Raw genomic sequence first — 6394 nt, forward strand, 5'->3', positions numbered from 1 at the left:
AATTTGGGCTACTAACCTGCTCCAACGCCGCTCAAGGCTTGTAGCGCATCCCGCACCCGTTGATTGCGAATTTCACCAGCGTGGGTAACGCAAGCTGCATCAACGATGTCATCGCCAAAGTCAACCTGCAAAGCTTTGTCTTTAATTAGCAGTTGAATCAACGATGTTACGTTCTTGGCATACAATTGGCTGGCATGAATTGGCATCGATGATGGGAGATTGATGGGGCCGATAATTGTTACACCGTTCCAGACAATATCTTTACCTGGTTCGGTACAAGCGCAGTTACCACCCTGTTCAGCAGCCAAATCCACAATCACTGAACCTGGTTTCATTTGTGCCACCATTTCTTCTGTAACTAGCCGTGGTGCTTGTCTTCCAGGAACTTGGGCGGTGGTAATCACCACATCAGAATTTTTAACGTGTTCGGCGACAACTTCTTGAGTGCGTTGTTTGCTAGCCTCAGAAATTTCTTTGGCGTAACCACCGGCGGCGACGGTTTCTTCTTCTAATTTGACTTCAACGAATTTTGCGCCTAAGCTTTGCACTTCTTCTTTGACGGCGGGACGGATATCAAAGGCTTCTACCACTGCTCCCAAACGTCTAGCGGTGGCGATCGCTTGCAATCCGGCTACACCAGCGCCCATAATAAATACTTTCGCTGGAGCGATCGTCCCTGCGGCTGTGGTTAACATCGGGAAATATTTTGGTAATGCAGCTGCGGCAATTAATACAGCCTTGTAACCTGCTAATGAAGCTTGCGAGGACAAAGCATCCATACTTTGCGCCCTGGTAGTACGGGGAATCATTTCCATACTCAAGGCTGTGACTTTCCGATTTGCTAGTTGCTGTGCTACAACTGGATTTCCCAAAGGATTGAGGAAACTGACTAATACAGCCCCTTCCTTTAACAAATCAACTTCTGAGCGTCCATCTTCTCGTTCTTGTGGTGGACTAACTTTTAAAAGAATATCTGTTTCGCCCCATAATTTGGCAGTATCGCTGATTATTGTGGCTCCTGCGGCTTCATAGTCAGAATCGCCAAAAAATGATCGTTCTCCTGCACCTGTTTCTACCCAAACTTCCAAACCTTGTTTTACCAATCGAGCAACGGTGTCAGGAATTAATGCCACACGACGTTCACAAACTTCAATTTCTTTAGCAACTGCTATTCTCATGAAATCTCCTGAAGATAAATACCTAAATTTCTGCCAAGTAAGCGATGTCTAAATTAGGGATATCCCGTATTCATAGTACTTAGGCAGGAACATCAGCCATGACTTTTACTTGTAGATTGAACCTTGAAACTTTCCTCTCCCAATCTTAGCTGTCTTAGCAAAGCCTGACTTTGCCGTTCGCAGATGTCATATTCTCAGATAGTTGCAAACAGGGTTACGTATTGCACATCCTAAATTGATTCCCAAATTTTGCATCTTTATCTTCAGCTTATTTTCGGGATTGAGAAATTTTGGTATTCCTTTCTTATAGAGTAATATTGACCAAATTTTGAAAGCTTTATAATTTCCAAATCAAATTTTAATAATTACGACTCTGATTCCAACTTATTTTAATCAATTTAGCCCGACTTAACAGGCGATCGCTGATGGCACGCCTCAATTTTTATAACAATATTATCAAATTTAGATACACTTATACATATTTAGAAACACAATCCAATCCCGACTGTGTTTATATTTAGTTCAAAATTTGACCAACCTAGTCATCAAATCATCACTCTGTAAGGGTAATGAAGTCAAGTAAGTACATAGTAAAATTATCACTAAGTAATTTTTAGTCGCCCAAACCTCAGTGAGGATGACACTTTTTTTGTTATTGAACGTCAATTGTCAGGAAGTCAGTAGTAAAGTTTAGTAACGAATACTAACACACAGTTATTTTAGATAACAGATTTATATTTTGGTAGAGGAAGCCTGATTATGCGACGTTTACTTTCTGCTTTAGCCGTAACTAGCTTTCTGGTTGCTGGATTACCTGCCTTGACTTGGGCACAAAGCTTACCTGGATTTACCCTATTTAGCGGCGTCAAAGCCGAAAATCAGCTGCCCTTTAGGTTAGATTTTGGTGGACAAGCCAATGGTTGGGATCGATACATATTAAGGATTCCAGCCAAAAGGATGAAACTGGCAGTTGGTCAATTTGCCATTACCTACCCTGATTATTACAAAGGAACTTTTGACCAGAAAAAAATTGAAGTCCGAGTCAAAGGCAAAGCAGTTCCGCTTTCTGAGGTGAAGTGGGATAAAGAAGGTAAGCTGATTAATATTTTTCCACAAGATCCGGTGCCAGCAGGTAGCGCAGTTGAGGTAGTTTTATCTAACGTAAAAAATCCATCTTTCGGCGGAGTTTACTATTTTAACTGTCAAGTGCTTTCCCCTGGTGATGTGCCGCTACTGCGCTATATGGGAACATGGATTTTGAGCATTAATTAACAGTGGAGACTGGCAAAGAAAGAATAACTAATGCCCAATGCTCTATTCCCAATTCTCTAATAAAGTGATACGATTAGAGATTGTGAGTTTTTATAAAAATCACCTAAAAGGAGAAGAGTATGAAAAGAACACTGGGCGGTACTAGCCGTAAGAGAAAAAGAACCTCTGGTTTTCGCGCCAGGATGCGGACACCAGACGGCAGAAACGTGATTAGTGCTAGGAGAAAAAAGGGGCGTCACCGTCTGAGTGTTTAGGGCAGGCATATTAAGCTAAATAGAGTATCTGTGGCTTTGCCCAAAACAAATCGGCTAAAATCCCGCAAGGATTTCCAGGCAGTTTTCCGGGAAGGGATTCGGCGTCATGGCTCTTATTTAACATTAAGAGCCTTAAAGCCTTTATATTCAACGAAACCTTCTTTGGACACTGCGACCCAGACTACGCAGGCAGCTGACTTAAAGCTTCTAGCTAGCACACGGATTGGTATTTCCATAAGCACAAAAGTCAGCAAAAGGGCAGTGGTTCGCAACCGAATCAAACGGCAAATTACTGCTGCTTTACATGATTTGCTACCAAAATTATCACCAGGATGGCGGCTAGTATTTATTGTCAAACCTACAGCAGCAGAATCTAAGTGCGTAAGCCGACAATTTCTGCAAGAATTAGAGCAGTTGTTGGCACAAGCTGAGGTGTTCGATGGGAATTCGTGAAGATGTTTATTATGAAGGTGGCCCCCATGTTGGGGATTTAATTGTCAACCTGCTGATTGGGCTAACCATTGTCGGACTACCATTAGCAGTCGGGGCAATTGTCAGGGCATTGTGGCTGCGTTTCCGCATCACCGATCGCCGAATTACTGTGATCGGAGGTTGGCAGGGGCGCGATCGCACTGACGTAATTTACTCAGAAATTGTCAAAATCGTCAAAGTCCCTCGTGGCATTGGCTTTTGGGGAGATATGGCAATCACCCTAAAAAACGGTAGTCGTCTGGAATTGCGTGCAATTCCCAAGTTTCGGGAAGTTTATGACTACATCAATGAAAGAATTGCTGCAAAAAATCCCGAATTTAGTGCGACTGCCAACAAGTGATGAGCAGAGGGAGCAGGGGAAGCAGGGGAGGCAGGGGGAGCAGGGGAAAAGGTTATGGTTCGGCAAGCTCACCAACCAAGTTAAAGGGAAAAGGAATAAATTTAATCTTTCCCCTTTTCCCCTTACCCCTTTCCCTTTCCCCATGCCCAATGCCCAATGCCCAATCCCCAATGCCCCATTTATAATGTGCGGCTATCCGTAGCGAAAGATAGTCGCCGACAAATCATGATTTAGATAAATTAGATTCAGTTTACAGTACCTCAGGTTGAATTCAGAATAATGGATTTTGGTATCGGCTTTCTCTCGAACAACGTGATGCTGCCAATCATAGATTTTTTCTATGGTATAGTGCCTAGCTACGGATTAGCGATCGTTGCTTTGACCTTGATAGTCCGCTTCGCGCTCTATCCCCTGAGTGCTGGCTCAATTCGCAACATGCGGAAAATGCGAATTGTACAACCTCTGATGCAGAAGCGGATGGCAGAAATCAAAGAGCGCTATAAGGATGATCCGCAAAAGCAGCAGGAGGAAATGGTCAATGTCCAAAAAGAATTTGGCAACCCTTTGGCAGGCTGTTTTCCATTACTAGTGCAAATGCCAGTTTTATTAGCGCTGTTTGCCACCTTGCGGGGTTCGCCTTTTGCAAGTGCAAACTACAGCGTTAACCTGCAAATTCTTCCCGCAGAACAAATCGAGCAAATTCAACCGCAAGCCTTTGCTACTGCCCCTCAAAATATTTACGTTGCAGATGGGGAACACGTTAAAGTAGCTGCTATCCTTCCCAGTGGTAACAAACTAGCGGTGGGAGAACAAACCAAAATACAGTATCAGACTGTTGATGGTAAACCATTTCAGGTGCTTTTAACAGAACACCCAGAAAATAAGCTGATTCCTGATTGGAAAGTTACCAAAGGTGAAGATCGGATAAAAATTGATGCCCAAGGCAATGTAGAAGCCTTGCAACCAGGAGAAGTTACCATTCAAGGAACAATTCCGGGACTAGCAGCAGAAAAAGGCTTTCTATTTATTGATGCCTTAGGCAGAGTTGGCGCACAAGATCCAGATGGCACAATCCACTGGGATATCGTCGCCATGATCGTCTTCTTTGGGATCAGCCTGTATGTTAGCCAAATGCTTTCTGGGCAAAATTCTAGTGGTGGCAATCCACAGCAAGATACAGTTAACAAAATCACCCCCGTCATCTTTTCTGGGATGTTTTTGTTCTTCCCCCTACCAGCTGGGGTGCTGATGTATATGGTGATTGGTAATATTTTCCAAACCGCACAAACTTATCTTCTCTCGCGCGAACCTCTACCAGAAGAACTGCAAAAAATTGTAGAAACTCAGGAGAAAGAAGCAGCAGTCACAGAACAAAAGGCATTGCCCTTTGAACCAAAGAGCGCTAAGAAAAAGGCGACAGGGGGATCATGAGCAACATTCCGATGCAGCGAGGTCAGCAGTGGTTAAAAACACTGCTGGAACTCACTGGAATACCTGCTGAGATTCAGGGTCATTTAGAAACTGCCCAATCTCAAGAGGGCGATTCCCCAGAACCGGATAACTACTGGTTGACAATTGACCAAACCAATTTGACATCAGAACAAATCCAGGTACTAATTGGTGCTGATGGTTCTGTGTTAGATGCGATTCAATATCTAGCAAATTCGGTTCTAAATCTCAGCCAACCCCCTGAAGAACAAGCTTCTTACACTATTGAGTTGAATGGCTACCGCGTCAAAAGAGAAGCCGAAATTCGCGCATTAGCAGAAGCAGCAGCCGATGAAGTGCGCTTTTCTGGTAGAGAGGTGGAAATTAAATCTCTTAGTTCTGCTGAAAGGCGTCAAGTCCATACCTTCTTGAAAGAATTTGGAGATTTGGAAACCTTCAGTCGCGGTAAAGAGCCGCATCGTCATCTGGTTGTCCGTCCAGCTTCGTTGGAAGGAGTTGGGAGTTAGGAGTCATTCAATTTTAGATTTTGAATTTTGGATTATAAGGAAAATCTAAAATCTAAAATCTGAAATTGACAAAGTTAGGAGTTAATTGAAAACTCATAACTATGATAATTTCAAAATTCTTCTTGTTTCCTAAAATAAAGATGTAGTATCAGTATTATTGCTGGTCATGAAGATAAATTCTTAGTGAGGATGTCTCACAAATCCTATGGACGCAATTTTTATTCCGCAGCTAACTAAAGCCCCGGAGCGGACAGAGGAAGTTCAGGTTCAGGAATTTCTGCCTGGTCTGGAAACGCTGACGCCAGTTCGCGGTCATGTGCGCGTGGAGCATCATGGCAATTACCTGGAAGTGTCCGGTAAGGCAGAAACAATTATAACTTGTACCTGCAATCGCTGTTTGCAGCAATATAATCGGCGTTTAGGGCTTGATACGAAGGAAATCATCTGGTTAGACGAAACTGCAAATCAGCCAAATGATTTGCCCTTAGAAAGGGAAGTAGTTATGGAGGATTTACTGGAAACCCTACCGCCCGATGGTTATTTTTATCCGAACGAGTGGCTGTATGAGCAGATGTGTTTGGCAATACCCCAGCGCCAATTATGCGATCGCAATTGTCCAGGTATTCCTGTAAGTACTACTGTTGATAGTTCTGATAGTTCTGATAGTCCTGAAACTCCAGTTGATAACCGTTGGGCTTCTTTGGAAGCACTGAAAAAGCAACTTCCGGGGTAATAATTTAGTAATTTCGTCAGACTTAAGTCTGCACCTAGACGAACTAAGCCTGTCTACACAGGCTTATTGTTTTATATTAGACATCTCCGAACAAGAACAGGACTTACGCAACTGTCACAAGCAATGGCGCGGTGTAGCCGCGCCGCGCGCCAAGCAACTACACGATAAAC

Annotated in this window: 8 protein-coding genes; 7 read left to right on the top strand and 1 reads right to left on the bottom strand. The window is 43.4% G+C overall.

The genetic code is table 11. The annotated features are described in order from the left end of the window. Window positions 1-11 precede the first annotated feature (11 nt). Window positions 12-1178, bottom strand: coding sequence for a Re/Si-specific NAD(P)(+) transhydrogenase subunit alpha (locus RMX98_RS27860; protein WP_322679619.1), 1167 nt, complete (start codon window positions 1176-1178; stop codon window positions 12-14). A 759-nt stretch (window positions 1179-1937) separates the two neighbouring features. On the opposite strand from RMX98_RS27860, the gene RMX98_RS27865 reads away from it, so the two are divergent. The 7 genes from RMX98_RS27865 to RMX98_RS27895 all read left to right on the top strand — a co-directional run bounded on the left by RMX98_RS27865 (window position 1938) and on the right by RMX98_RS27895 (window position 6224). Then, window positions 1938-2450 (top strand): DUF2808 domain-containing protein, encoded by a 513-nt coding sequence (locus RMX98_RS27865; RefSeq protein WP_322679620.1) that lies wholly within the window; start codon window positions 1938-1940, stop codon window positions 2448-2450. Between the two features lie 119 nt (window positions 2451-2569). Next, complete coding sequence (gene rpmH, locus RMX98_RS27870; RefSeq protein WP_099102484.1) at window positions 2570-2704, top strand: 50S ribosomal protein L34; 135 nt, start codon at window positions 2570-2572, stop codon at window positions 2702-2704. Between the two features lie 30 nt (window positions 2705-2734). Beyond that, complete coding sequence (gene rnpA / locus RMX98_RS27875; RefSeq protein ID WP_322679621.1) at window positions 2735-3157, top strand: ribonuclease P protein component; 423 nt, start codon at window positions 2735-2737, stop codon at window positions 3155-3157. Further along, complete coding sequence (locus RMX98_RS27880; RefSeq protein WP_322679622.1) at window positions 3144-3536, top strand: PH domain-containing protein; 393 nt, start codon at window positions 3144-3146, stop codon at window positions 3534-3536. The genes rnpA and RMX98_RS27880 overlap by 14 nt, the downstream gene beginning before the upstream one ends. Window positions 3537-3815: 279 nt before the next feature. Continuing rightward, a complete protein-coding gene (yidC, locus tag RMX98_RS27885) occupies window positions 3816-4967 on the top strand; it encodes a membrane protein insertase YidC (protein WP_322679623.1) in 1152 nt (383 codons plus the stop codon). After that, complete coding sequence (locus tag RMX98_RS27890; RefSeq protein WP_322679624.1) at window positions 4964-5491, top strand: protein jag; 528 nt, start codon at window positions 4964-4966, stop codon at window positions 5489-5491. Before yidC ends, RMX98_RS27890 begins: the two co-directional genes overlap by 4 nt. A gap of 205 nt (window positions 5492-5696) precedes the next feature. Beyond that, window positions 5697-6224 carry a YceD family protein gene (locus RMX98_RS27895; protein WP_322679625.1) on the top strand — a complete coding sequence of 176 codons (528 nt, stop codon included), beginning with the start codon at window positions 5697-5699 and terminating at the stop codon, window positions 6222-6224. The last annotated feature ends 170 nt before the right edge of the window (window positions 6225-6394 follow it).

The organism is Nostoc sp. DedQUE02 (genome assembly GCF_034531035.1).
GTDB lineage: Bacteria > Cyanobacteriota > Cyanobacteriia > Cyanobacteriales > Nostocaceae > Nostoc.